The sequence below is a fragment of the Terasakiella sp. SH-1 genome, from assembly GCF_004564135.1.
Lineage (GTDB): Bacteria > Pseudomonadota > Alphaproteobacteria > Rhodospirillales > Terasakiellaceae > Terasakiella.
In genome coordinates this window covers 668913-693874 of sequence record NZ_CP038255.1, presented here as the reverse complement: position 1 = coordinate 693874, position 24962 = coordinate 668913, and the positions used below count along the sequence as shown (strand labels likewise).

21 protein-coding genes are annotated in these 24962 nt (G+C 47.6%); 4 read left to right on the top strand and 17 right to left on the bottom strand.

Features of this window, described 5'->3' with window-relative positions; all coding sequences use genetic code 11:
• Window positions 1–153: 153 nt before the first annotated feature.
• The 3 genes from E4K71_RS03115 to E4K71_RS03105 all read right to left on the bottom strand — a co-directional run bounded on the left by E4K71_RS03115 (window position 154) and on the right by E4K71_RS03105 (window position 2762).
• Window positions 154–408, bottom strand: coding sequence for a hypothetical protein (locus E4K71_RS03115; protein WP_135076425.1), 255 nt, complete (start codon window positions 406–408; stop codon window positions 154–156).
• 531 nt (window positions 409–939) lie between these two features.
• Entirely contained in the window at window positions 940–2361 is a 1422-nt protein-coding gene (gene glnA, locus E4K71_RS03110) for a type I glutamate--ammonia ligase (protein WP_135076422.1), read from the bottom strand.
• 62 nt (window positions 2362–2423) lie between these two features.
• Window positions 2424–2762, bottom strand: a complete 339-nt coding sequence (locus E4K71_RS03105; protein WP_135076419.1) for a P-II family nitrogen regulator — start codon at window positions 2760–2762, stop codon at window positions 2424–2426.
• Window positions 2763–3283: 521 nt separating this feature from the next.
• Between E4K71_RS03105 and E4K71_RS03100 the strand changes: the two genes are divergently transcribed.
• A complete protein-coding gene (locus tag E4K71_RS03100) occupies window positions 3284–3655 on the top strand; it encodes a hypothetical protein (RefSeq protein WP_135076416.1) in 372 nt (123 codons plus the stop codon).
• Here E4K71_RS03100 and E4K71_RS03095 read toward each other — a convergent pair.
• A complete protein-coding gene (locus E4K71_RS03095) occupies window positions 3644–3847 on the bottom strand; it encodes a hypothetical protein (protein ID WP_135076413.1) in 204 nt (67 codons plus the stop codon). The genes E4K71_RS03100 and E4K71_RS03095 overlap by 12 nt on opposite strands.
• Before the next feature lie 89 nt (window positions 3848–3936).
• Between E4K71_RS03095 and E4K71_RS03090 the strand changes: the two genes are divergently transcribed.
• Window positions 3937–4263, top strand: a complete 327-nt coding sequence (locus E4K71_RS03090) for a hypothetical protein (RefSeq protein ID WP_135076410.1) — start codon at window positions 3937–3939, stop codon at window positions 4261–4263.
• Between the two features lie 274 nt (window positions 4264–4537).
• Here the strand turns inward: E4K71_RS03090 and E4K71_RS03085 are convergent, their stop codons facing one another.
• Together E4K71_RS03085 and E4K71_RS03080 are read right to left on the bottom strand one after the other, a co-directional pair.
• Window positions 4538–5872 carry a diguanylate cyclase gene (locus E4K71_RS03085; protein ID WP_206201948.1) on the bottom strand — a complete coding sequence of 445 codons (1335 nt, stop codon included), beginning with the start codon at window positions 5870–5872 and terminating at the stop codon, window positions 4538–4540.
• A 94-nt stretch (window positions 5873–5966) separates the two neighbouring features.
• Window positions 5967–7679: a PAS domain-containing sensor histidine kinase gene (locus E4K71_RS03080; RefSeq protein WP_135076404.1), complete on the bottom strand. Its 1713-nt coding sequence runs from the start codon at window positions 7677–7679 to the stop codon at window positions 5967–5969.
• A 151-nt stretch (window positions 7680–7830) separates the two neighbouring features.
• Between E4K71_RS03080 and E4K71_RS03075 the strand changes: the two genes are divergently transcribed.
• Window positions 7831–8829, top strand: coding sequence for a response regulator (locus tag E4K71_RS03075; protein WP_135076401.1), 999 nt, complete (start codon window positions 7831–7833; stop codon window positions 8827–8829).
• Between the two features lie 47 nt (window positions 8830–8876).
• Here the strand turns inward: E4K71_RS03075 and E4K71_RS03070 are convergent, their stop codons facing one another.
• The 8 genes from E4K71_RS03070 to E4K71_RS03035 all read right to left on the bottom strand — a co-directional run bounded on the left by E4K71_RS03070 (window position 8877) and on the right by E4K71_RS03035 (window position 20682).
• On the bottom strand, window positions 8877–11540 hold the full coding sequence (locus tag E4K71_RS03070; protein WP_135076398.1) for a nitrate reductase: 2664 nt from the start codon (window positions 11538–11540) through the stop codon (window positions 8877–8879).
• Complete coding sequence (nirD, locus tag E4K71_RS03065) at window positions 11533–11868, bottom strand: nitrite reductase small subunit NirD (RefSeq protein ID WP_135076395.1); 336 nt, start codon at window positions 11866–11868, stop codon at window positions 11533–11535. Before nirD ends, E4K71_RS03070 begins: the two co-directional genes overlap by 8 nt.
• A gap of 13 nt (window positions 11869–11881) precedes the next feature.
• The gene (gene nirB, locus E4K71_RS03060; RefSeq protein ID WP_240796865.1) at window positions 11882–14335 is read right to left on the bottom strand and encodes a nitrite reductase large subunit NirB; all 2454 of its coding nucleotides are present in this window, start codon (window positions 14333–14335) and stop codon (window positions 11882–11884) included.
• Between the two features lie 13 nt (window positions 14336–14348).
• Window positions 14349–16067 carry an ABC transporter ATP-binding protein gene (locus E4K71_RS03055; RefSeq protein ID WP_135076392.1) on the bottom strand — a complete coding sequence of 573 codons (1719 nt, stop codon included), beginning with the start codon at window positions 16065–16067 and terminating at the stop codon, window positions 14349–14351.
• A gap of 29 nt (window positions 16068–16096) precedes the next feature.
• Window positions 16097–17095 carry an ABC transporter permease gene (locus tag E4K71_RS03050; protein WP_135076389.1) on the bottom strand — a complete coding sequence of 333 codons (999 nt, stop codon included), beginning with the start codon at window positions 17093–17095 and terminating at the stop codon, window positions 16097–16099.
• 117 nt (window positions 17096–17212) lie between these two features.
• A complete protein-coding gene (locus tag E4K71_RS03045) occupies window positions 17213–18598 on the bottom strand; it encodes a CmpA/NrtA family ABC transporter substrate-binding protein (protein WP_206201947.1) in 1386 nt (461 codons plus the stop codon).
• A gap of 383 nt (window positions 18599–18981) precedes the next feature.
• Window positions 18982–20091 carry a CmpA/NrtA family ABC transporter substrate-binding protein gene (locus E4K71_RS03040; protein WP_135076386.1) on the bottom strand — a complete coding sequence of 370 codons (1110 nt, stop codon included), beginning with the start codon at window positions 20089–20091 and terminating at the stop codon, window positions 18982–18984.
• Window positions 20092–20097: 6 nt separating this feature from the next.
• A complete protein-coding gene (locus E4K71_RS03035) occupies window positions 20098–20682 on the bottom strand; it encodes an ANTAR domain-containing protein (protein WP_135076383.1) in 585 nt (194 codons plus the stop codon).
• Window positions 20683–20972: 290 nt separating this feature from the next.
• Here E4K71_RS03035 and E4K71_RS03030 point away from each other — a divergent pair, with 290 nt between their 5' ends.
• Window positions 20973–22403 (top strand): methyl-accepting chemotaxis protein, encoded by a 1431-nt coding sequence (locus E4K71_RS03030; protein WP_167730229.1) that lies wholly within the window; start codon window positions 20973–20975, stop codon window positions 22401–22403.
• Between the two features lies 1 nt (window position 22404).
• Here E4K71_RS03030 and E4K71_RS03025 read toward each other — a convergent pair whose 3' ends face one another.
• The 3 genes from E4K71_RS03025 to pxpB are packed head-to-tail and all read right to left on the bottom strand — an operon-like array spanning window position 22405 to window position 24897.
• Complete coding sequence (locus tag E4K71_RS03025; protein ID WP_135076376.1) at window positions 22405–23172, bottom strand: 5-oxoprolinase subunit PxpA; 768 nt, start codon at window positions 23170–23172, stop codon at window positions 22405–22407.
• Window positions 23159–24205, bottom strand: a complete 1047-nt coding sequence (locus E4K71_RS03020; RefSeq protein WP_135076373.1) for a biotin-dependent carboxyltransferase family protein — start codon at window positions 24203–24205, stop codon at window positions 23159–23161. The genes E4K71_RS03025 and E4K71_RS03020 overlap by 14 nt, the downstream gene beginning before the upstream one ends.
• Window positions 24202–24897, bottom strand: a complete 696-nt coding sequence (gene pxpB, locus E4K71_RS03015; RefSeq protein WP_135076370.1) for a 5-oxoprolinase subunit PxpB — start codon at window positions 24895–24897, stop codon at window positions 24202–24204. The genes E4K71_RS03020 and pxpB overlap by 4 nt, the downstream gene beginning before the upstream one ends.
• Between the last annotated feature and the right edge of the window lie 65 nt (window positions 24898–24962).

Sequence of the window (24962 nt, the reverse complement as noted above, 5' to 3'; positions counted from 1 at the left end):
CATATGTGACTTTGCGACGCCAAGAGTGAGTGTTGTTTCGCGCACTCGCACGTTTAAAGTCATATCCATCTGGTACGCGGACAATGAAGTGTTTAGCAGTTTCAGGTTTGTGTGACGCAGGAAGCGAGAAGTCTTTTCTTTTCAAACAGGACATTACGCATCCTCCGCTTGGAGGTGTTCGATAGAAATATGTTTGAAACCTGCGTAGATAATTATCTCAATGTAGGCTTTCGGAAAATCGTAGCGTAAGTTTTCAAAAGTTTGGATGTACCATCCTTGAACTTTTGAATAAGCAACAGTAAGAGCAATCTCACCGTCAGCATAAAACTGGCGATGAAAAGACTTAGCGTCTTTGTGAGTAAAGGTACCGTCAACGATGGCGGTGATGCTTTCAATATGATTTGTCATAAGCAATTCCTTCCTAAAATGACAAATTCAAACAACGATCAGAACGGAAATTCCGACCAACGAATTCAATTTCATTTCAAGAAAGACGCTGCTTGATTTGCTGAGCATCACTTACAGTTTAGGCGCAGACCAAATCCTGAGGATTGGTTTGACCGCCTATGTCGTTCTTTATGTAAAAGCCTTATAAGTGAATCGTTCGATTCTGTCAACGCTATGAAAGTAAATGATTTATTTTCATTTTTACTTGAGATTTGTAAGTAAGTGGCTTGCTGGTTTGCGTTGTAACTTGGCCAATGTCAAACTCTCAAGTAATACGAGTATGTGAGTCTTGGTTTTATTGCGGTGAAAAACTACATATTGCGTTAGACAACGTTAGACTCTGTTCGCTGCGCGAACATAAAATCCGTTAGACTCAGGCAAAGAGAAAGGGCGCAAGGTCTTGAAAAACCTTACGCCCTATTCCCATTTAGATCAGTATAATCTGTCTAACGTTTTCTGCTTTATCTTATTGATAATAAAGCGGAATAACGATTAAGAAGAATAATACATTTTGAACTCGATCGGGTGCGGAGCGTGTTCGAAGTTGTATACTTCTTCCCACTTGAGCTCCAGGTAACCGTCGATCATGTCGTCGTCCATGACGCCGCCTTTTTTCAGGAACTCACGATCTGCATCCAGAGATTCCAGAGCTTCGCGCAGGGAACCTGCAACAGTCGGGACTTCAGCCAGTTCTTCAGCCGGCAAGTCATAGAGGTTTTTGTCCATTGCATCACCCGGGTGGATTTTGTTCTGGATACCGTCAAGACCAGCCATCATCATTGCAGTGAAGGCCAGGTATGGGTTCGCAGTCGCATCCGGGAAGCGGATCTCAACGCGCTTACCTTTCGGTGACGGAGAGAACGGGATACGGCAAGAAGCAGAACGGTTACGAGCAGAGTATGCCAGCAGTACCGGTGCTTCGAAACCCGGGATCAAACGCTTGTAAGAGTTTGTAGACGGGTTTGTGAAAGCGTTCAGCGCTTTAGCGTGCTTGATGATACCACCGATGTAGTACAGGCACATGTCAGACAAGTCAGCATAACCGTTACCAGCAAACAGCGGCTTGCCATCTTTCCAGATAGACTGGTGTGTGTGCATGCCAGAACCGTTATCACCAGAGATCGGTTTCGGCATGAATGTGGCTGTTTTGCCAAAGCCGTGAGCAACCATGTGAACAACGTATTTGTAAGTTTGTACGTTATCAGCAGTTTCGATCAGTTTACCGAACATCATGCCCAGTTCGTGCTGAGACGGTGCAACTTCGTGGTGGTGCTTATCCATCGGAAGGCCCATTTCCTTCGCGATCGTTGTCATTTCAGCACGCAGGTCTTGTGCAGAGTCAACTGGCGGTACCGGGAAGTAACCACCCTTAACGCCCGGACGGTGGCCTGTGTTGCCTTCGTCGAATTCTTTACCAGTTACCCAGGGGCCTTCGTCAGAATCGATTTTGAAGCCAGTGTCGTGCATTTCGTTGGAGAAACGAACGTCGTCAAATACGAAGAATTCCGGCTCTGCACCGAAGTATGCTGTATCACCAATACCAGCAGATTCCATGTAAGCCAGAGCTTTTTTCGCGATGGAACGCGGGTCACGGTTGTACGGCTGACCTGTAGACGGCTCGTAAATGTCACAGTTTACGATCAGGCACGGCTGTGCAGAAAACGGATCGATAATAGCAGAGGTCGGGTCCGGGATCAGCGCCATGTCAGACTCGTTGATTTCTTTCCAACCTTCGATGGAAGAACCGTCGAACATGATACCGTCTTCAAAATCGCCTTCAGACAGAACGTCTGCACACATTGTCAGGTGCTGCCACTTACCACGCGGGTCAGTGAAACGCAGGTCGATATAGTCGATTTCGTTTTCTTTACAGACTTTGAAGATATCTGCAGGAGTTTTGCAATCCAAGGGCATAATGCTTTCCCTTCCCTTACTTACTTAGTTTAAGAAAAATGATAAAAGGTGATCAGTGAAGATTAAACAGCTTCGCCACCGGTTTCCCCGGTACGAATACGAATGGCTTCTTCTACACTGGAAATAAAGATTTTACCGTCACCGATGCGGCCTGTATGGGCAGCCTGTTGAATGGCTTCAACGGCGCCTTCGACCATAGCATCGTCAACGACGAGTTCGATTTTGACCTTCGGAAGAAAATCAACGACATATTCAGCGCCGCGATACAGCTCTGTATGACCTTTCTGACGACCAAAGCCTTTGGCTTCGATAACCGTGATGCCTTGAAGTCCAACTTCGTGCAGGGCTTCTTTTACTTCGTCCAATTTGAACGGTTTGATGATGGCTTCGATCTTTTTCATCAGCTGGTGCCTCTTAACCTTATTTGTTTCTACTTTCCCAAATAGAACATCTGAAACAAAATTTCGAGATGTTTCTGTCGCCATCTAAAGCATAGATCATGCCAACTAGGTAAAATCTAAGGAAATGAGGAAAAATCAGGAGTCGCCCAAATACGACTCATCGCATTGCTTATTTTTTAGACATTTTAAATGATTAAAAAATAAGCAACTGCATTTCAATTGAGCGATAAGGTGATTTTCTCTCTTTTCCTTGCCTGGTAGCTTTGTTTCTGGACGACATGTTAGACTGGAATGGAATTTCCGCAAAACGTAAAAAACAAACCCGATGGAGAAATATTATACCCCATTGTTTTTAAAGAAATATTTTATGCATTCCCAAGCCAGAAAAACCTCTTCCATCTTTTTAAAAGGACGACTCGGATATTTCTGCCTGACTGTGCAGTTGCATTATGGAAGGCAAATGAATAGAAAGGAAGCAGTTGCTGTTTAGGAATGCCCAACCTTTGGGCTGTGAGGCTATTATGGACCATCTTGCTGAATTTAAGGCGTTATTTTGTGAAACCGATGAACAGCTCGAGCTGTTTTTATTTGGCTGGACTGGCCCAGATGGTAAGGGCGGGGATTATGGATTAAATGTCGGCCCTGCCCAAAAGACATTTCAAACGCTGATTACAACGACTTACATGTTCCAGCCAGAACCTGCCTTTACTCTACAATGTCGCGCCATGCATATGACGCAGGCACAATTTGAATATTTGCAAAACCATGATCTTGATACCGAGGCTTTTTTAAGTCAGCTTGGTCAACTTCCCCCAGCAACATACACACTTGACCTGTCACAGCATAAAGATGCCGCAACTGCTTTAGCCGCAATGGAAACATTAATCGGCTGAATATTTCAGGCCGATCAATCCGGCTGTACGGCGTAAGTGATCTTGATCCATAAGCGTTGGCAGCTTGATGCCAAATTCGTAAATATTTGCAGTGCTATGGGTGATGTGAAGACCTTGTGAACGCGCTTCTGCCAAGAAAGCGTCAATCTGATCCGGCTTGACCGCAATTCTACCGAATGAAAGATAATCCATAACTGTGCTTATCCCTTGGATTTTTAAATGTTTCTGGAATATAGTGGCGCATCTTAAAGCATATTCCAATTGGGTCGAGGTTAAAGATCATGTCAGCTCAACATATTGAACGCAACCGTTTGAAGCTTCAAATGGATAAGGCGCTACGCGAAGTGAATCGCGAGGTGATCAACCCGGATGTACCAGAACTGACATTACACAAGATCGAGCCCATTTTCCGACTGGTTGCCAAAGCCCGTGCGGCTTATCTGAAAGAATTGTTTGAAGTGACCAAAATCTGTGGTGATGATTTGCCAAACCCAGAACAGGTCAAACAGCTGAAGCAACACCGCAAAGCCTTTGAAGAACTCCGCCATGCTTCTCAAGCACTGGAAACAGCGATTGAGGCAGGTTATCTGGATGTCATGACGGGTTGATCAAATTACCCACTAGGTCGTAAACTCATAAAATAGACTTGTTTGGCGGAGATGTATTTGAGCATAGACAAGGCATGAAACCCGCAGAAGTGCGAGCACTTTAAGGGTTTTATAACGCAGCTCTATCCTCAAATACATCTCGTCCCTTACGGGGTTTCCCTGCAATATAGGCATTACTGCGTTAAAGTCTTTTGAAAGTACAAGTACTTCCTGCAAGCCTTTGCCTTGTCTTGCCTATATTTTAGGGAAACCAAAGCAAGTCTATTTTATGAGTTTACGACCTAAAAACCTCAACCCTGTTACGCCCCTGTTTCTTGGCCTGATATAATGCCTCATCGGCTTGTTCAACGGCTTTTTGAAAGCTTTCATTTGCATTGTTATGGTAAGAGATGCCCAAACTTGCCGTGAAAGTCACCTCATAGTCTTCAATCGGAAGAACGATTTCGGAAATCGCCTGGCGTATTCTTTCCGCCAGAGTGCTTGCCCTTTCATAAGCCGTTTCAGGCAGAACAATAACAAATTCTTCCCCACCGATCCGTCCAATAATATCTGTGGAACGCGCTGTGGCCTGTAAGGTTCGCGCGAGAGCAATCAACGCTTTGTCCCCGTTATGATGACCATAGGTGTCGTTGATTTTCTTGAAAAAGTCGATATCCAGCATGATCACCGCATAAGGGTGTTCATGGCGACACGCAAGTTTATGGATTTCATTGGCCTTTTCATAAAAAGACAAACGGTTATCCAAACCTGTTAAAGGGTCAATTCGTGCCAGTTTTTCGGCCTTTTCCTTAGCAAGAACAAGCTCTTCACTTTGTTCTTTTAACGCTGTACTGATTTCAACAAATCGCCCTAACAAAGACGAAACTACCCCCAAGGAAATCATCAAAGCCATCACAACGCAAATTGCAATCGCCATAAGCTGGGGGGAATAGCCTGCAATGGATTGGTTGGATGGCTCAAGAGGGATGAAAAACGCAGCTTCCATTGCTGTATAATGCATACCCGCAATGGCACTTCCCATAATCGGGGCCGCAACCAGAGAGCTTTGCCACCCCTTAAAATATGTGCTGGCGGCACATTTGGCATAAAGGGCCGCGACAGCCAAGATCACCGCCGTGACAATCGACAAGGCAAAAATATTTGGGGAATAATACAGCACTGCATCCAAACGCATGGCCGCCATCCCCGTATAATGCATGGCACCAATCCCGGCACCCACAATAATGCCAGATCCCAACAACCATTTTTTGGAAGAGCCCATATGGGAAACAAACCACATGGCAAAGGTGCTGGCTAACACACCGGGGATCATAGAGGCCAGCGTGACAAGCGGATCATATTCCACCCCACACGGCAGGCTAAAGGCGAGCATGCCGATAAAATGCATCGACCAGACCCCGCCCCCCAAGGCCAAACCAGACGAAAACACCCAAAACAGTTTTTGCAAAAAGGAATGGGTCGCAGATACCCGTTCTGAAATCAGCAAGGCAGCATAAGACGCCCCAATCGCAATGATCAGAGACAGGGCAACCAGGCCCCCATCATACTGCCCCATATACGCCAAAGAGAGATCCTGATTAGGACTTGTAAATTGTATCCACTCGAACAATCGTTTCTCCCAAGATTGAAGGCTTGCTTTCGCGCAAATTTACTGTGTGCAAAATGGTTTTGAAACTCTTTTTACGACAAAACAGGGTTTTGACTTAATGCTCAGAAGGATTGATGTCTTTTGAATAAAACGGCAGGGAAATCGTAAAGCAAGTCCCCTCCCCTTCAACACTTTCGACATCCACATGCCCCTTATGCCAATCCACCAGCGTTTTCACCAAATTAAGCCCAATCCCGGTTCCTTTAATGCCGCGTGCGGTTTTCGCCCGGAAATATCGTTTAAACAGATTGTCCAAATCATCCTTGGGAATACCAACGCCAAAATCCTGTATTTTCAACACAGCAAATTGCCCCTCTTCCTTCAGGGAAACTTCAATCCGGTCCGCTTGTGGTGAATATTTCAACGCATTGGACAAAAGGTTTTCGACAATTTTTTCAATGGAATCATTATGCGCCCAAATGCTTTGATGGACAGAGCTTGCATCACAAATAATCTTGTGATCCCGATAGGCATCGCGCATGGCTTCACACTTATCATTCACAATCTGGGCGAAGTCCACATAAGACGGCACCATTTCAAAAGTGCCGCTTTCCAGTTTGGATGACAGAAGGATTTCATCAATCATCCCGTTAAGGCGCGACACCCCGCTGCGGATTTTTTCAACCCGGCTTGCCGCTTTCTCTGCATTCCCGCGCTCAAGGAAAAGCTTGATATTTTGCGCACCACCATCAATCACCGTCAGCGGTGTTCTGAATTCGTGGGAAATAACCGAGATAAATTCGCGCTGGGCCTTCTGGTTTTGAATTTCATTGAGAAGGTTTTCCGCAATTTCCTCGTTTTTCTCTTTCAGACTGTGGGTGGCTTCATCCACCATGTCTTGCAGGTGGTTCCTGTGACGCAGCAGTTCCTGTTCCTGTTTTTTACGTTTGGACACATCCCGTACCGATGCCATGATCAATTGGTGCCCGTCAACCTCCAGAGAACTGAGGAAAACTTCAGCCGGGAATTCGCTGCCATCAATTTTTTTATGAATCCAGTCAAAGAAACTACCACCACGTTCCCTGACTTCCCTGTATTTATCACGCGACAAATCCAAAGAAGCCTCACCATTTTCCTGGAACTCCGGACTGTAGAACCTTTTGGAATGAGATAAAAACTCGTCTTTCGTCTTGGCCTTAAACAGCCTTAAGGCAGCTGTGTTACAGTCCAACAAACTGTCTTTATCGGACAGAATAATGGCATCACGTGAAGATTCGAACAACGTACGGAAGTGGACTTCTGATTTTTCAATAACCGCTTTTTGTTCTTCCAGCAGGCGCTTTTTCTCTTTTTGAATTTCCAAGTCTTTTTCGAGTTCTTTGATCTTGGAAATATCCTGCATCAGTACTTGCGCAACATGGCTGTCTTCCCAGGGCATCATCCCCACAATCAGCTGAATTTTGCGCAAATCCCCTTTCATATCGCGGATTTCCACCACCGGAATTTCAAAGCTTGTGCCCTCTTTAAACAGGATCATAAACTTTTCAACGAGGTCAGCCAGAATATCGCCTTCGATGAAATCCAGACAGTGGCGCCCAATCAAAGCTTCTGGCGTCATACTCAACAGACGTGCCATTTCCTTGTTGGCGTAGATAATGCTTTGTTCCTGATGCAAGGCCATGCCAATGGGCATGAGTTCAAACATCATCCCCATCTGCATTTCGGTTTCACCGAGAAGGCGTTCTAACTTGGCAGCATTTTGCGAGCCTTCATCATCGTCGAAAAACAAATCGTCATCATCACCGAACAATTCAACGGAGGAAACCATATCTCAACTTTCAGTTACATTTGGAAATTCAGCTTCGTTTTTAGAAGCTCAATCATTGTGTTTTTGTTTTTATCTATATATCCTTAGCGACAGGATAATAGTAGAGTTATGTAAGTACAAGCATTGTTGCATATAAAAGCAGGAAAAGATAATGGCATTGGTTCTTATTGTTGAAGATGAAGCTGACGTTCGCGAAGACGTCGTCGACTTTTTAGAGCTAAATGACTTTGACACCGTTGAAGCTGTTGATGGCCGCGATGGTCTTGCCAAGGCTGTTGAACATCAACCAGACATTATCGTTTCAGATTTGTCCATGCCCAATATGGATGGCACGGAATTTTTTGAATCCCTTAAAAACAATCATCCCGAAGTCGCCGGTATTCCCTTTCTTTTCCTCACCGCCTCAACTGCGCGCGAAAATGAACTGCGCGCCAAGGAACTCGGGGCAAATGACTTTCTGACCAAGCCGATTGATTTTGAAATTCTGCTGGCAACGATCAAGGCACAACTTAAAGCGACAGAACGCTCCATCCACAGCATCAATCTGTCCATCAATGATTTCTTCCAAAAACTGGAAGCCGGCGGCACCACACAGCTGAGCAAAAACAAACAAGCCCAGCTTCAATCCATTGTGGACCGCCATAAGGACTTGATGAAAAAGTCCTCCCGCCCGGTAGCAGCGATTCAAAAGCTGAAAAATGCTGAATATCATATTCAAACCATTGATGATGCAGAAAATGTCGCTCTAACCATGTCTCATTTCTTTCCTGAACCGGAAAACGCCTTGTTGGGTCTCAACGAATTGCTGGTCAATGCCATTGAACATGGCAATTTGGGGATTACCTATGACGATAAGGGTGACTTGCTGGAAAATGGTGAATGGGTAGAAGAATGCGAACGTCGCCTGCAACAGGATAAATATAAGGATCGTGTCGCCGTCTGTACCTTCCGTCGCCTAGATGATTGCCTGGAAGTCGAAATCATTGATGAAGGCGATGGGTTTAACTGGCAAAAATATACCGACTTTTCACCTGAACGCATGGCGCATACCCATGGCCGAGGCATTATGTTGAGCATGCATATGGCCTTCAATGAAGTAGAATATAAAGGAAAAGGCAACCACGTGGTTGCCCGTACCTTTATTCAATAAAATCAACCTGCCCCCTGCGCAGATACAGAAGGCAGGTTATTGTCATGTCAGGCCACCTGCTTTTTCTCTTCTGCTTGCCCCTTTGTTTCCTCAATAATATCAGCGATTTCACTTTGACAGGACCCACAATTGGTCCCGGCCTTAAGGGAATGACCGATGGCTTCTACGCTCATTTTACCTTCTTCCAAAATGGCACGCTGAATTTCCAACAAACCAATATTGAAACAGGAACAAACGATCGCCCCCTTATCAACCGTCTGGCCTGCGGGTTTGGCACTCAGCAATGAAATACGTTCTTCAACGCTGACTTCACTTTGTTCAAACAGGCTGGCAATCCAGGTCCGTGAGGGAATATTGCCCCGCGCCTGAGAGGTGATTAAAACGCCTGTGGGCACATTATCACGCAACACCGCATAACGGTGATGCTTGCGTTTTTGATCAGCCATGGACAACAGTTCCCCTTCCCCCAACAGGACGGAGGCATATTCATCCCAGTTTGAAGGCTCCCCTAATCCAGCCAGATCATAGACATAACACCCATTTGACTGACTGCGCGTCCAATAGACAAAGCCACTGGTTTCAATTTTTTCCCGACTAAAAAGCAAGCCATGCCAGTCCGGTTCAAATTTGGATAAAGTCACGGGCGTATGCTTGCTTTCCGGTTGACCGGAAAACGGATCTGTAACCGGATTGACCAAGCGACCAACAACCGCCAATGCAGAGTTTTCATCATTCCAGTGCATAGGCATGAACAATTCACCGGGCTTTACCGTTTCACTCAGCTTCACCCGCAAAATTGCCTCCCCCCATTTAGAGGACACTTTTACCAGACCGCCCTCTTTCAGCCCTTCCTTATGGGCTGTGTCCGGGTGGATATCCAAAAACGGTTCAGGCAAGTGGGCATTCAAACGCGGGGATAAACCACTGCGCGTCATGGTATGCCACTGATCACGAATACGACCACTGTTTAAAACATAAGGATATTGGTCATCCGGTGCATTTTTTGGGGCAAGTACATCAAGGGTCAGCATATTGGCTTTTCCTGTTGGTGTATAAAACCCCCCTTCACTAAAGAAACGTTCCTTTGGCTGGTCTGTAACCGGCCATTGCACCGGATCAATGGCATCAAACTCTTCTTGACTGAGCCCTTGCCAGCCAGACAGGTCAAAATCACGCGTGCCTTCATTTTCAAAAGCCGACAGGGCCACATGTTCAGAGAAAACATCATAAGATGTTTCATAAGCAAAAGTTTCTCCATATCCCATTTTTTGGGCCACACGGGTGATCATTTGCCAATCAGGCAAGGCTGCACCCGGCAATGCCTTAAACGGATGTTGGCGGGAAATACAGCGTTCGGTATTGGTTACTGTACCATTACGCTCCCCCCATGTGGCAGCAGGCAGAGCAACATTGGCGTAAGCCATGGTATCCGTATTGTCCATACAATCTGAAACCACCACAAAATCGCATTTTTCCAGCGCCTTGCGCACCCGATTGGCATCAGGTAAGGAAACGACCGGATTGGTCGCCATGATCCAGATGGCTTTAATCTCGCCACGATGGACAGCCTCAAACATATCAACGGCTTTTTTCCCCGGCTTACTTGCCAGTGTCGGGCTATCCCAAAACGTTTTAACCCGATTTAAAGCTTCCGGTGTGAAATCCATATGGGCAGCCAGCATATTGGCTAAGCCCCCAACTTCCCTGCCGCCCATGGCATTGGGTTGGCCTGTTACAGAAAGTGGTCCACATCCCTCTTTACCAATACGGCCCGTATACAAGTGGCAATTCAGAATGGAATTGACCTTATCGGTGCCCTGAGAAGATTGGTTCACCCCCTGACTATAAACCGACAGACTCTTCTGGGTTTGCAGGAACCATTCATAAAATGTCATGAGATCAGCCAAGGGCACATCACATTGGCGGGCCAGAATTTGGTAATCCTCAACCTGTTCAACAGCCTTGGCAACAGCCTCTTCACTGCCTTGGACATGACCTGAGACAAAGGCTTTATCAATGGCATTATTTTCAGACAAATATTTCAACAAGCCATTAAATAGTGCCACATCATAACCCGGCTTGATCGCCAGATGGAGGTCAGCAATTTCACACGTCGCCGTTTTGCGTGGATCAATCACCACAACCTTTGTGCCGCGTTCTTTTTGCGCCTTTTTCAAACGCTGGAACAAGATCGGGTGACACCAGGCCAAGTTCGACCCGACCAAAACCACCAAATCAGCCAGTTCCAGATCTTTATAGTTTTGCGGCACCGTATCTGATCCAAAGGCACGTTTATGTCCAGCTACTGATGAACTCATGCACAGACGAGAGTTCGTATCAATATTGGCCGTCCCGATAAAACCTTTGATCAGCTTGTTTGCAACGTAATAATCTTCGGTCAGTAACTGGCCAGAAACATAAAACGCCACACTATCTGGCCCAAATTTTCGAACGGTTTCTTTAAAACGGGAGGCCACAACATCCAGTGCGTCTTCCATCTCAACGGTGCGCCCGTCGATTTTGGGCTCAAGCAACCTATTGTCCAGTCCCACCGTATCGCCAAGGGCCGCCCCTTTGGAGCAAAGCTTACCAAAATTGGCCGGATGATCCGGGTCGCCCTTTACAGAAACCGACCCGTCCTCCTGTTTTGTGACCAGTACCCCGCAACCAACGCCGCAATAAGGGCACGTCGTGCGTACAGTATCAGCCATGTGTCCCTGTTGCCTCCGCTTCGACAAAGATACGAATCAACCCATCTGTGATCGCAACTTCAATCACACGGGTACACCCATGATCAGGGTCCAGAACATCCCCTGTTTCCAGATCAATGTTCCAGTTATGCAGCGGACAGGCCACCGCCTTGCCATGCACAATCCCTTGAGACAACGGCCCACCGGAATGGGGGCATTCATCCACAATGGCAAAAATCTCGTCATCCGCAGTACGAAACACCGCAATGTCGCCGCGCAAGGATTTTACCACACGAGCGCCCAATTTCGGGATATCATTGACTTGACCGACTTCAATCCAGTTACTCATATTCCTGATCTCCCTATTCTGCTGCTTGTGCTGTCATAACAGCCAATGGTTTGAATTCTGCACCGGCTTCTTCTTCATTCACCGCCTTGGCCCATGGATCATCCTGCCAGAAGCTTTGTGAATGCGTGAACCGGGCATAAAGTTCTTTGCGCCGTGCCTCGTCATCAACAACGATGGATTTCACATATTCAAGGCCGACACGCTCAATCCAAGGTGCTGTGCGTTCCAAATAACGGGCCTCTTCACGATAAAGCTGAATGTAGGCTCCGGCATATTCCAGCACCTCTTCTTCGGTCTTCACCAGACAAAGGTCATCATTGGCACGTACATGGATGCCACCATTACCTGCCACTGAGAGCTGATAGCCGCTATCTACACAGATGACACCGAAATCCTTAATGGTGGCTTCTGCACAATTTCGCGGACAACCAGATACGGCCATCTTGAATTTATGCGGCATGTAAGAGCCCCAGGCCATTTTTTCCAGCTTCACCCCCAAGTCCATGGACATCTGTGTGCCAAAACGACACCATTCCTTCCCCACACAGGTTTTTACCGTGCGCAAGGATTTACCATAGGCATGACCGGACACCATGCCTGCAGCATTCAAATCCGCCCAGATTTCAGGGAGATCTTCTTTCTTGATGCCAAACAGGTCAATCCGCTGACCACCTGTGACTTTCACCGTCTTGACATTGAATTTTTCAGCTGCATCGGCAATGGCGCGCAGCTCTTTCGGGTTGGTCAAGCCCCCCCACATGCGCGGCACGACAGAATAAGTGCCATCTTTTTGAATATTGGCGTGGGCTCGTTCGTTAATGAAACGCGACTGGGTATCGTCCTGATATTCCCCCGGCCATGCGCACAGCAGATAATAGTTCATTGCCGGACGACAGGAAGAACACCCATTTGGCGTTTTCCATTCCAGTGCCTGATAAACATCAGGAATGGTCTTTAACTCTTGCTCCACAATGGCGGCGCGAACCTCATCATGGGTATGTTCTGTACAGCCGCACATAGGCTTCACTGTGACTTCTGAATAGGCATCACCCAAGGTGGCTTTCAGCACATTTTCAACCAAACCTGCACACGTTCCGCAAGAAGCAGACGCTTTCGTGTGTGCCTTGACTTCATCAAGGGTGGTTAAGCCTTTATCATTCACCGCATTTACGATGTCACCTTTACACACGCCGTTACAGCCACAGATTTCCGCATCCATCGGCAAAGCTGCAACGGCCTCAATGGGGTCCTGAGATGCGCCCCCTCCTGAGGCAAAAGCTTGACCAAAGATCAACAAGTCACGAATATCGCTGATATCCTGCTCATCCTTCAACATCTGGAAATACCAGGCCCCATCAGCCGTATCGCCATAAAGCACAGCGCCTTGGATTTTGTTATCTTTCAAGACCACACGCTTGTAAATGCCACGGGCTGCATCACGCAGAACCACATCTTCGCAATCATCCCCACCTGAGAAGTCACCGGCAGAGAAAACATCCACACCGGATACTTTCAGTTTTGTTGAGGTTACAGAGCCCTGATAAGCATTGTCTGAACCCGTGATATGATCGGCCAAGACCTTGCCCATTTCATAAAGCGGGGCAACCAGACCATAGACATTGCCTTGGTGCTGGACACATTCACCAACGGAATAGATATGTTCATCAGAGGTCAACAGCTGATCATTGACCACAATGCCGCGTTCCACCTCAAGCCCACTTGCTTGAGCCAGTGCTACATTGGGGCGAATACCAACAGCCATCACCACAATATCGGCTGGGATCACACGGCCATCTGCCAAGTGCAGTTCCGTCACACGACCATCTTTACCAACGATTTCCTTGGTGTTGGCTTCGGTCAGAACGCTAATACCACGCCCTTCCAGCTCATTCTTCAACAAGGCACCTGCGGATGGGTCAAGCTGACGTTCCATCAAGGTATCCATCAGATGGATCACGGTGGCTTTCATGCCACGGCGTTGCAAGCCATAAGCGGCTTCCAGACCCAACAGGCCCCCACCAATCACAACTGCATTTTCATATTTGGAAATGGCATCTTCCATGGCGGCAATATCATTCATGTCGCGGAAAGAAATCACCCCGTCAAGGTCTTTACCCGGTACCGGAATAATGAAAGGTTCTGAACCTGTGGCAATCAACAGCTTGTCATAAGATTCTTCAATACCATTTGCCGATTTAACGATTTTGTTTTCACGATCAATTTCTGTGACTTCGGCATTCACATGCAGGGTAATATCGTTTTCTGCATACCATTCAGGCGTATTGATCATAATTTCTTCAAATGTCTTCTCCCCAGATAAAACGGGAGACAACATGATGCGGTTATAGTTGCCATAAGGTTCTGCACCGAAAACAGTGATTTTAAACTGGTTGGCATCACGCTTGAGGATTTCCTCAACTGCACGCATTCCTGCCATACCATTGCCAATAACGATGAGTTTTTGCATTATTCTATTCCTTTCAAGCCGCTTCTTTATCATCGCCATCATCTGTGGATGAGGCTTCGGGCTCGGGGTTGCCGTGTTCATATTCTTCCAGGAAGCTCAACAGCTGTTCACGCAGCTCGTAATAGCGCGGGTGTTCCAGCAATTGTTTACGCGTTCTGGGGCGCGGCAGATCAATTTCGAGGATTTTACCAACAGTGGCACGTGGACCGTTGGACATCATAATCACGCGGTCAGCCAACAAAATGGCCTCGTCCACATCATGGGTTACACACATGGCCGTCACTTGCGTGCGTTTCCACACATCCATCAAAACCTCTTGCAATTCCCAACGGGTCAAACTGTCAAGCATGCCGAACGGTTCGTCCAACAACAGGAACTTCGGAGAGAGTGCGAAAGCCCGAGCGATCCCGACACGTTGGCGCATCCCGTTCGACATGTCTGAGGCCATCTTATCCATGGAGTCCGCCAAACCTACACGGCTAAGATAGTATTCACAAATATCACGACGCTCATGTTCATTGGCATGAGGATAAACCCGTTCCACACCAATCATCACGTTGTCGCGCGCTGTCAACCAAGGGAACAAGCTGGGGGCCTGGAAAACCACGCCACGATCCGGCCCCGCGCCATCCACTTCACGACCATCCAGGATGATACCGCCTTTGGAAATATCGTTAAGACCCGCCGCCATGGTCAGAACTGTGGATTTACCACAGCCGGAATGGCCGATGACGGAAACGAATTCCCCTTTGCGCAGTTGCAGGTTGAAGTCTTCCACCACAGTCAACGGGCCCTTGGGGGTTGGGTAGACCTTGTGAACGTGGGAGAAATCAACAAAACGGTGGGTGTCACCGCTGCGCGCTTTGGCTGCCTCTTTCGCCTTTTTCGGCATACGTGCGCCCGGCATAATCGGGCTCACAGAAGGCAGCGGCGCAAATTCGCCAGTTTCAGCATTCTTCTCAATCCCCACATCGATCAGGTACTGAGTGACGTCTTTGCGCAGCTTCTTGAATTTAGGGTCGTGGTTCATCGCCGTGCGATCACGCGGGCGTTCCAGGTCCACAACAAAATCAGGTCCCAATGTGGCATTCGGCCCCGGTGTTAGCGGAATAATCCGGTCTGCCAGCAAAATGGCTTCGTCCACATCGTTGGTAATCAGGATCACTGTTTTCTTTTCCTGCTCCCAAATGCGTTCAATCTCATCTTGCAGATTGGCCCGTGTCAACGCATCAAGGGCTGACAATGGTTCATCCAGCAAAAGGATTTGCGGGCTCATAGCCAAGGCACGAGCCACAGCCACACGTTGGCGCATACCGCCTGAGAGTTCGGAAGGCTTGCGATCCTTGGCATGACCAAGACCTACCATTTCCACATAACGATGAACGCGTTCTTCTTTTTCAGCCTTTGACGCATTTTTGAAAACACTATCAACGGCCAACATGACGTTGCTAAAGACAGACATCCAGGGAAACAGGGAGTAGCTTTGGAACACGACGCCGCGATCCGGGCCTGCGCCCTGGATTTTTTCACCCTTAAGAAGGATTTCCCCCGTGTCTGGTTCAACCAGACCTGCGATGGCAGAAATCAATGTTGTCTTGCCCGAGCCGGAAAACCCGACAATGGCGAGGAATTCACCTTCTTTAATGGAGAGATTAATGTCGCTCAGGACTTCAGTGCGATCTACACCTTTACCATAGCCCTTATTTACATTTTTAAGTTCTAAGAATGACATGGGGGTTATCCTTTCTTAAGAGTGGGCTCTTAGCGTTTGTCAGTGAAAGTAAAGAGGTCTTGCAGCGTGTACATCACACGGTCCAGCAGGAAGCCGATGATACCGATGGTGAAGACAGCCACCATGATGCGTGCAAGAGAGTGAGAGCTACCGTTTTGGAATTCATCCCAAACGAATTTGCCAAGACCCGGGTTTTGCGCCAGCATTTCAGCGGCAATCAGAACCATCCAGCCCACACCGAGGGAAAGGCGAAGCCCTGTAAAGATCAGCGGCAGTGAAGACGGCAGGATCATCTTGAAAATAGTCGTCTTGTTATCAAGGCGCAGAACGCGTGACACATTGAGCAAATCTTTATCAATAGATGCCACACCCAGTGATGTGTTGATCAGCGTCGGCCACAATGAACACAGTGTTACAGTGATGGCAGAGGTCAAAAATGACTTGTCAAACATCGGGTCTTTCGTGACATAAAGGGCAGAAACCACCATGGTCACGATCGGCAACCATGCCAATGGGGATACGGGCTTGAAGATTTGGATCAGCGGGTTAAAGGCCGCATTCACACTTTTTGACAGACCACAGGCAATCCCGAGAGGAACGGCCACAGCGGTTGCCAGAATAAAGCCCATAAAGACGGTTTTCAGACTGGTCAGAATTTGATCGATATAAGTTGGCTTACCTGTATAGGCACGAACCTTGATTTTAGCATCCGGGTTCTTTTCCAGCTTGGCCGCATTGCGTTTTTCCTGACGCTCGTAGAATTTCTTTTCTTTTTCGCGGGTTTGAACATGGTCATCCCACAAGATCAGCGTTTCTTCAAATACAGCAACGGGACCGGGGATAGCACCAAGGCTGGTTTGAATGTTGCTGGCGGCTTGCGCCCAAATGAACATAAACACCAGAATAGAGAAAACGGGAATGCCAAAGGCTTGCCAAATTTTCTTCACCGCGTCTGATGAAGAAGTCGCACCGGGGACAACGCGCCCCAGAAAGCCGACATCGGCAGTTTGAACAGAAGTATCAGACATATTGCACCTGTAAAACGAATTGAAATTTAAAAAGTAAAAAATGAATAAGTTGGTTTTAAAGGGGTGGCGGGAGCGCCGTTTATGTCGAGAGTGACGCTCCCACCTTGGGTTTGCCTCTTAGTTGGCGGCGACTTCAGTGCCTTTCACAACCTGCTTGCCTTTCAGGCCGATCCCGAATTTTTCGAGATATTCGTTCGGCTTGCGACCGTCATAGGTAATATTGTCGATGAAGTGTGTCTGCGGTGCGCGATACCCATCAGTCTCCCAAGGGAAGTCTTCTTTTGCCACATGGCCTTCTTCAACCAGCATCTTGGCAGCTTCCAGATAGATGTCCGGGCGATATACTTTTTTCGCAATATCGTGGTACCACTGGTCAGACTTACCTTCGGCAATCTGGCCCCAGCGACGCATTTGGGACAGATACCAAATCGCATCAGAATAGTACGGGTAAGTCGCGAAATAACGATAGAAGACGTTGAAGTCAGGCACTTCGCGCTTATCGCCTTTTTCATATTCAAACGTACCTGTCATGGAATTGGCGATTACTTCTGCATCTGCACCCACATATTCAGATTTCGCCAAAATTTTCACGGCTTCCGGGCGGTTAGCGTTATCATTTTCATCCAGCCATTTCGCTGCACGGATCAAGGCTTTGACAACAGCCGTATGGGTTTTCGGGTTTTCTTCGGCCCATTTGTTGGACACACCGAATACTTTTTCCGGGTTGTTCTTCCAAATCTCGTAATCTGTCACAACCGGAACACCGATACCTTTAAATACAGCCTGCTGGTTCCACGGTTCACCCACGCAATAGCCATAAATGGTGCCAGCTTCCAATGTCGCCGGCATTTGCGGCGGTGGCGTTACAGACAGGAGTGCATCCCCCTGAATTTGACCGGAAATATCCGTTTTTGAATAATAACCGGGGTGAATGCCACCAGCAGCCAGCCAGTAACGAAGTTCATAGTTGTGCGTGGAAACCGGGAACACCATGCCCATGTTAAACGGCTTGCCCTCAGATTTATACTTTTCCACAACAGGTTTCAGGTAATCCGCCTTAATCGGGTGAACCGGCTTACCATCTGCGCCCGTTGGGATATGTTTCTTCATTTCGGCCCAAACATCGTTGGAAACTGTAATACCGTTACCATTCAAATCCATGGAGAAAGCCGTGATGATATGGGCCTGCGTACCAAAACCGATGGTCGCACCCAGCGGCTGACCTGCCAGCATATGCGCGCCGTCCAGCTCGCCATCAATCACACGGTCCAGCAGCACTTTCCAGTTGGCTTGCGGTTCCAGCGTCACATACAGACCTTCATCTTCGAAGTAGCCTTTTTCATAAGCCACAGCCAGCGGGGCCATATCAGTCAATTTAATAAAACCGAATTTCAGTTCTTCTTTTTCCACTTCCAGCATTTCAGCCAAGGCTGAACCGCTCATCGCGCTTAAAGCACAAACGGCACCTGCCAGCATGGATTTAAAAGATTTCATTTTTTTCATAACGGCTTTCTCTCCTTAAAGTTTGAGCCTTGTTCCTGTTCACCAGATCGCCAGAACCAGATCCCAAAAACAAAACGCCACTGACAAAACACACAAGGAAGGTAGGGAGGAATTTGTGTGTCACGTCAGCGGCGTTGCTGATTACCCAAAATCGGGTGATATATTGATCCAACGTCTTTGTTAGATAGCTGCCTTTTACCTTTCAAACATCGTGCCAGTTTTGGTAAAAATCAATTTTTCATTTTATTTACAAATACTTAGTTATTTTGCACCGCAGAAATAGCTCTCATCTATCTGCTTATTCATTTTGCACTGCAAAAGATTCAAGCACCCTCCTTTTTTAATTGCCTATTTTCTAGGCATTTTATTTTATTGGTTAAAAATTATGCAAAATCGAACAAGCGCAGTCCCTGCTCTTCACCTTCTTCAAGGCCAAGAACTTCACCGTAAAGCGTTCTGGAAAAAGCGCTTTCCAGTGCCAGCTGCGCATCAAAAGGGGGCTTGATCTGTTTCCAGCGTTCCATCTGTTGCAAAATCCACACCCCCTCTTGAGGGTGCGGACAGTTTGCCCCCTGCCCTGCCAAGGCCATAAAATCTTTGATGAAAACAGGGGCATTGCCTTTTTTAAGGCAAAGGTTTCCGCTCAATGCTTTCAAAATAATCTCTGCCGGGACATCCAGATACTGATGTTCAGATAAAATCTCTGCGATTTCTTCCTGATGACTTGTTTCAGCAGCCCAGTTTGCTGCTTGGGCCAAGGCTTTCATTAAGCCCGTGAAAAGAGCGCTATTGCGCTCAACCCAATCCTTGCGCATTCCCAGAAGCTTTTCCGGACTTTGTGACCAAATTTGCGCTGTTGAGGCGATAATCACCCCCAAGTCCTGCGCGACAGCCAGCGAATTCCAGGGTTCCCCCACGCAAAACCCATCAATATAGCCTTGCTCTAAATTCTCATCCATAAAAGCAGGGGGGATGACTTCCAGGTGTACATCCACATCTGGATCAATGCCACACGCCGCCATCCAGTAGCGCAAATGGTAGTTATGACAGGAAAATGGAAAAACCATAGCAAAACGCAAGCGCGACTTACCTGTCTGTTTTCGTTTTTCAATAACAGCTTTTAAAGCTGCTCCTGTTTTAACGAGATCCAGCTCATCAAGAAGCTCCCCGCCTTCGGCTACCATTTCTTCATATAAAGCATGGGAAACCGTGATTGCATTCCCGTTTCGCCCCAAAACAAACGGGGCAATAATATCACTGCTATTAGGCATAAGAGACAGATTGGCCGCCAGCGGCATCCCTGCCAGCATTTGCGCCCCATCCAGATAGCCAAGATACACTTTATCCCGAATATTTGCCCATGAGACTTCTTTATGCAGATCAAGGTCAATCCCGTGTTCTGCCCCAAAACCTTTTTCCTTGGTAATGGCAAGTAATGCGCAATCAACCAACGGAATAAAACCAATTTTCACAGTTTGAAGATTATTTGTCATATTTCATCATCCCAACAATTCCGATGCGGTCACAATACTGCTGGCGATTTCACTGATTTTCTGACCTTTGTTCATAGCGGCCTTACGTAACAGCGCATAGGCTTCAGCCTCCCCAATATCGCGCTGTTGCATAAGAATTCCTTTAGCTTTGTCGATGATCTTTCGATCCTGCAAAGCTGTCTTGGCTTCAGCCAACTCCCGATGTAGTTTGGCAAATGCATTAAAGCGACTGACCGTCATATCAACGATAGACTTCACACGTTCGCTTTTCAGACCATCGACAATATAAGCACTTACCCCGGCCTCAATGGCCTGATGGATGGATTGACTGTCCGATTGATCCACAAACATGGCAATCGGGCGCTTGACCTCCCGGCTCACCTGAAACATCTGCTCCAGAACATCCCGGTTCGGGTTTTCCAAATCAACCAGGATCACATCCGGATCCAAGGCAAAAATACGTTCTGAAAGATTTTTCGTATCTTTCAGCCATTCCACACAATCCAGACCACTGGCGCGCAACCCTTCAAACAAGATCGCTGCCCGTGCCTCGTTCTCATCAATCAATAATATTTTTAGATCCGTTTCCACGAATTCTGACCCTTCACAATAATCTTTGCCAAACCACAGCAAGAGTCATGCCGTTTTCAAACCCCTTTAGTATTAGCACTTTGGGAGGATACTCATTTTGCACTGCACAAATATGGAGCGTTTGCTGCCCGCTTTTGCATCAATATGCAGCAAAATATGTAAGAAACCTGCCATTTTACAGCGATTTTAAACTGGCACGGATCCTGCTCTATTCTTTGTCATATAGGCCCGTCGCCAGACCGCTAAAAACGGTGGGCCCTGTTTCAATCACCATGTTGAGGAGGGTTTCCATGTTAGCCAAGATTATAGATTTTCCGGCCAAAGCTAACGAAAGCAGCACAGATGCCGCTTCATTAAGCACTGTGTTAAGTTTTTTAAACCGGGTATCCAATGTGCCCGATACAACAAACGACTTTAAAGTCGCGACTAAAAAGATTTTTGAAGAAGTCTGTGCCTTCACAGGCTGGCCCATCGCGCACCTTTATATAAAAACACCCGATACTGACGATCAATATGTGTCCAACGACATCTGGTATCTGGAAGACACTTTAGATCGTTCAGCCATTGCAGAGTTCAGACGCATTAGTGAAGAAACCGTTTTCACCCGTGGCAAGGGGCTAATCGGCCAAATTGCCCAGGAAAAAGAAGCAAAAGCAGTTGAAGATGTCACAGTTCTCACCCAATTCTTGCGTGCTGACAGCGCCAAAAGAAGTGGTGTGCGCGGTTTTTTCGGTTTTCCCATTATCGTCAGTGGTGACTGCGTTGCCATTGCTGAATTTTACGGACGCCAAATCGGCCTGCTGGATGAAACATCCCTTGAGATCATGCAATATGTCAGTGCCCAGCTCGCCCGTCTTTATGAACGTGAACAAAACCACGCCCATCAGGAACAGCTTGTTGAACAATTTTTAAGCAGTGTTCAAGCCTCTGTAAATGATCTGGCGACAGGTTCTGACCAATTGGACGAAGCTGGTCAAGGGGTGCAATCCCAAGCCCAGATTAACAATCAACAATGCACCAAAGTCGCCCAAGGGCGTACAACGATTTCAGACAACCTCCATATTTTACAAGATGCGATTGAGCGCCTTGTCGATGTGGAAACCCAAACATTACAATCAAACACCAGCGTCAATCAGACCGTGGATCAACTGGGTTTCAAAGTCAGCAACGCATTAACCGAACTTGAAAAGCTGGGCGAACTTGCCGCCAACATTGAAAGCATTGCCCGAAATGTTTCAGAAATTTCAGGTCAAGTCCGTATGCTTGGTCTTAATGCCTCCATTGAAGCGGCACGTGCGGGATCGGCTGGAAAGGGGTTTGCCATTGTCGCAGCTGAAATCAAATCCCTTGCCCTGCAATCAGAACAGTCATCTCAGGATATTTCCAATCAACTGGGCGATATTTTAAACATCACCTCTTCCAGCATCGGCCTGATGAATGATGTGGATGCCTCCATGACTGATCTGGAATCCAATACAACACAGATGAGTGATGTGGTTGGCATTCAACATGAAGCCACCGACACCATTCGCCAAAGCCTGAACAGTGTACAAACCACATTCAGCGCCATTGATACGGACGTAGAAACCATGAACGGGGTTTCTTCTGACCTTCTTGGTCTTGCTGATCATGTGGGCGAACAGGTTCTCAGCCTGAAAGGATTAAGTCAGGATATTTCCACAGCCAGTGACAGTTTCATCAAGTCACTCAGCGCACAATAACCTAAACCATATCCGGCAAGGGGCAGAGCTGATACCCATGATCCGTCAGCCCCTTGCGGATGGTTTGTGCAACCCTGCAAGCATGTGCCGTGTCGCCATGCACGCAAATACTATGAATTTCACAAGGCAGTAAAACACCGCTTTGTGACACGATCCCGCCCTTGTCCAACATCAAAAGAATACGCTCCAGACAAGCTTGCCCGTCATGAATAACGGCCCCGTCTTTCTGGCGGTTAACCAAAGTGCCTTTCTCCGTATAAGCACGATCAGCAAAAATTTCTTCTGCCACACGCAAGCCAACCTTTTTTGCTTCAGAAGAAAGACAGGATAAAGCCGGGGCAAGAAAGATCAAACCCGCATCTACATCTTTAACGGCATGGGCCAAGGTTTGAGCCATCTCTGCCTCTTCGCACGCCATATTATTCAGTGCCCCATGCGGTTTCACATGGGTGACTTTTGCCCCTTGTGCATGCGCAAAAGCCTGCAAGGCCCCAATCTGATACACCATTGTGCTATAAAGCTCATCTTGGCTCAAACGCATCATTCGACGCCCAAATCCCTGTAAATCTGGAAAGGAAGGATGCGCACCAAGGGAAACACCTGTGTCAACAGCCAGTTTCACCGTTTTTTGCATGACCAACGGGTCCCCGCCATGAAAACCACAGGCAATGTTGGCCGAAGAAATAGAGGTCATCAGCTGCACATCATCGCCCATTTGATACCTACCGAAGCTTTCCCCCATATCCGCATTAAGGTTAATCTGTTTCATGAGGTTCCTCCATCATATCAACGACACCGCCGATCAAATTACTTTCATACAAAGCCTGCAAGTCAATAAAACCATTTGCTGACGCTTTGATGATTGAGCGTTTAAGCTGTTCCAGCTGCTGGGCATGGGCTCTGGCAATATCACAAGCTTCACGGGCACTCACCTCTTGAAAACGAATTTCCTTACCTGACAGACCATTGGCAATCAAAGCCACATCTGTTGAGATCACCGTGGCAATCTTGGGATAGCCGCCAACCGTCTGCCCGTCATTTAGCAACACAATCGGTTGACCATTACCGGGAACCTGAATGGCCCCACTGACCACCCCGTCAGACGGAATTTCCGCCCCCTTTTCACAACGATGTGCCAAGGCAGGGCCATCAAGGCGTGCGCCCATGCGGTCTGCGGCTTTTGAAATGACGTATGGCGAGGACAAAAAACGCTGGATTTCACTTGCCTCAAAATAATCATCTTGTGGCCCCAACACGACACGTACCACAGACGTATCTGCAAGCGGCGGATTGGGTAAAACACAATCGGGCCAGACTTCTACTGCCCCCACAGGCAACATCTCCCCGGCTTGGAGCCAGTTCCCGATTTTAGAACGGGCATAGGTCGAACGGCTATTCATCACCACCGGCACATCCACCCCGCCGGAAATGGCAATAAACCCGGCAGGTGTGTTCTCTAACGTCCCAACCCGCAATTCTGCACCCGGTTTCAAGGTAAAGCTTCGCCATGGGGGCATTTTATGACAACTTGGCCCCCCCTGCCCACTGATAATCAACTCAGATGTAACCTCGCCACAGACCACGACTTTGACCGGTGCCCCATGAACACACAGGCTTGGCCCCATGAGGCGAAATTCAATACCTGCTGCAGTATCGGCATTTCCTACCAAATGATTGCCCAAAACCATCCAGTCCGGCACAACGCATCCCGATACCGGAACGCCAAATTCCTGAAAGCCCCTGCGCCCATCATCCTGGACCAGGGCCTGAAAACCGGGATTGAGGATTTCCAACCTATTCATCCTCCCTCAGCCTCCAGCAACTCAAATTCTGCCCTTGAGATCGGATAAAAACGAACCTTGTCCCCGGCCTGTAGCAAGGCTGGACGCTCTTTTGTCAAATCAAAGAATTCCACGGGGGTACGCCCAATCAAATGCCAGCCACCGGGGCTCTGCGAGGGATAAACAGCACTTAATTTATCTGCAATCGCAACAGCCCCTTTGGGAACCACAATGCGAGGCTCCTTTCTGCGCGGTAAAACAAGGCGCTCATCCAATTGCCCCAAAAAGCCAAACCCCGGTAAAAAGCCCAACATAAAAACTTCAAACTGTTGGCTGCTGTGAATGTCTATCACCTCTTGCGGGCTCAAGGAACAGCACTGCGCAACCTCATTCAAATCCTCGCCATAGCCCCCTTCATAACAACAGGGAAATTCCCATTCCTTCACATCACGGCGCTGTAAGTCTGATGGGCTTAAATAAGGGGCCATCATTTTTTCAACGTCATCAGGATAAAGACGCAAAGGGTCATAATGCACCGTGATGGAACGAAAGGTTGGCACGGTTTCGATAATGCCATCCAGCTTGCCTTGGCCCAAAGCTTCCCCAACCAAGGCATGAATGGCCAACACACGCAGATTGGCCTGCACTGAAATATGATCGGCAAATTCAAAGGTGACGGCGCGATCGCCCAGATATAAGACACGCATGTTCATAAAGGTTTTGTACTTTATTGCTATCAGAGCGTAAACTGCTTTTCCCTTGTCCCCTAAAAACCTGC

Coding starts and splice junctions, on each gene's coding strand:
- E4K71_RS03115 (WP_135076425.1), bottom strand. CDS start 408: ATGACAAATCATATTGAAAGCATCACCGCCATCGTTGACGGTACCTTT.
- glnA (WP_135076422.1), bottom strand. CDS start 2,361: ATGCCCTTGGATTGCAAAACTCCTGCAGATATCTTCAAAGTCTGTAAA.
- E4K71_RS03105 (WP_135076419.1), bottom strand. CDS start 2,762: ATGAAAAAGATCGAAGCCATCATCAAACCGTTCAAATTGGACGAAGTA.
- E4K71_RS03100 (WP_135076416.1), top strand. CDS start 3,284: ATGGACCATCTTGCTGAATTTAAGGCGTTATTTTGTGAAACCGATGAA.
- E4K71_RS03095 (WP_135076413.1), bottom strand. CDS start 3,847: ATGGATTATCTTTCATTCGGTAGAATTGCGGTCAAGCCGGATCAGATT.
- E4K71_RS03090 (WP_135076410.1), top strand. CDS start 3,937: ATGTCAGCTCAACATATTGAACGCAACCGTTTGAAGCTTCAAATGGAT.
- E4K71_RS03080 (WP_135076404.1), bottom strand. CDS start 7,679: ATGGTTTCCTCCGTTGAATTGTTCGGTGATGATGACGATTTGTTTTTC.
- E4K71_RS03075 (WP_135076401.1), top strand. CDS start 7,831: ATGGCATTGGTTCTTATTGTTGAAGATGAAGCTGACGTTCGCGAAGAC.
- E4K71_RS03070 (WP_135076398.1), bottom strand. CDS start 11,540: ATGGCTGATACTGTACGCACGACGTGCCCTTATTGCGGCGTTGGTTGC.
- nirD (WP_135076395.1), bottom strand. CDS start 11,868: ATGAGTAACTGGATTGAAGTCGGTCAAGTCAATGATATCCCGAAATTG.
- nirB (WP_240796865.1), bottom strand. CDS start 14,335: ATGCAAAAACTCATCGTTATTGGCAATGGTATGGCAGGAATGCGTGCA.
- E4K71_RS03055 (WP_135076392.1), bottom strand. CDS start 16,067: ATGTCATTCTTAGAACTTAAAAATGTAAATAAGGGCTATGGTAAAGGT.
- E4K71_RS03050 (WP_135076389.1), bottom strand. CDS start 17,095: ATGTCTGATACTTCTGTTCAAACTGCCGATGTCGGCTTTCTGGGGCGC.
- E4K71_RS03045 (WP_206201947.1), bottom strand. CDS start 18,598: ATGAAAAAAATGAAATCTTTTAAATCCATGCTGGCAGGTGCCGTTTGT.
- E4K71_RS03040 (WP_135076386.1), bottom strand. CDS start 20,091: ATGACAAATAATCTTCAAACTGTGAAAATTGGTTTTATTCCGTTGGTT.
- E4K71_RS03030 (WP_167730229.1), top strand. CDS start 20,973: ATGTTAGCCAAGATTATAGATTTTCCGGCCAAAGCTAACGAAAGCAGC.
- E4K71_RS03025 (WP_135076376.1), bottom strand. CDS start 23,172: ATGAAACAGATTAACCTTAATGCGGATATGGGGGAAAGCTTCGGTAGG.
- E4K71_RS03020 (WP_135076373.1), bottom strand. CDS start 24,205: ATGAATAGGTTGGAAATCCTCAATCCCGGTTTTCAGGCCCTGGTCCAG.
- pxpB (WP_135076370.1), bottom strand. CDS start 24,897: ATGAACATGCGTGTCTTATATCTGGGCGATCGCGCCGTCACCTTTGAA.